Raw genomic sequence first — 1,164 nt, forward strand, 5'->3', positions numbered from 1 at the left:
CATCAAAACGTTGGGTGATGCTAGCAAGTGCTTCGTTATTTTTAATGGAACATGGCTGTTCGATTAAATCGATTCCACCATCTTGGAGCTGTTGAATACCATGAATACACTCAAGTTCTGACCATGCACGGTTTACATCTACACGTACACTAACATCAGCACCTAATGCTTTTTTAATAGCAATCACATGGTCAACATCTTGCTGTAAAGGACGTGCACCAATTTTAAGTTTGAACGTGTTGTGGCGCTTTAGCTCAATCATTTTGCGAGCTTCAGCAATATCTTTTTCCGTATCACCAGACGCAAGCGTCCAAAGCACAGGTAAACTATTACGCAGACGGCCGCCTAAAACTTCGCTTAATGGCACACCTAAACGTTTGGCCTGAATATCAAGTAGGGCAGTCTGAATGGCACACTTAGCAAAGCGGTTACCATTCATATTTTTACGAATCAGTTTTAGTGTTTGTGCAACATTTAAATCTTTAACTGATGTCAGTAATGGTGCAAAGTAGGTATCAATATTGGCTTTGACACTCTCAGGACTTTCTTCACCATAGTTCAGCCCACCAATGGTGGTGGCTTCACCCCAACCGACAATACCATCCGTGGTCGTAATTTTAACGAGTACCAAAGTCTGGGTACGCATAGTAGTCACAGACAACTGGTGAGGACGGATAGTTGGAATATCCACAAGTATGGTTTCTATGGTTCTATACATGAAGTTTCAACTATTACGAACTTGTTTGTATACCATAGAAGAATGTAATAGCCTAAAATAGATATAGAACGGTATTTTAAGATACTAAAAAGGTATATTAATGGAATTAAGACATCTACGTTATTTTGTTACCGTTGTTGAAGAACAAAGTCTGACGAAAGCCGCAGAAAAGCTTTTTATTGCTCAGCCACCTTTAACACGCCAAATCAAAAAACTAGAAGAAGAATTAGGGATCGATTTATTCGAAAAAGGCTCTCGTCCGTTAAAAGTAACGGAAGCAGGGCTGTTTTTTTACCAGCATGCGGTGCAAATTTTGACGCACACCGCTCAAGCTGCTTCGATGGCTAAAAAAATGAAGCTGGTCGAGAATGTTGTTAAAGTTGGTTATGTGAGTTCGCTTCTTTATGGGCGATTACCACAAGTGATTTATCTATTTAGGCAAAAAA

The 1,164-nt window shown here is 39.8% G+C and carries 2 protein-coding genes; one reads left to right on the plus strand and one right to left on the minus strand.

The features are described from left to right. Nucleotides 1–718 (minus strand): muconate/chloromuconate family cycloisomerase (locus VXQ92_RS19725; protein ID WP_416682933.1); only part of this gene is annotated, 718 nt, incomplete at its 3' end. A gap of 100 nt (nucleotides 719–818) precedes the next feature. Here VXQ92_RS19725 and VXQ92_RS19730 point away from each other — a divergent pair. Beyond that, nucleotides 819–1,164 (plus strand): LysR family transcriptional regulator (locus tag VXQ92_RS19730; protein ID WP_119957321.1); only part of this gene is annotated, 346 nt, incomplete at its 3' end.

The sequence above is a fragment of the Acinetobacter sp. 228 genome (assembly GCF_048147885.1).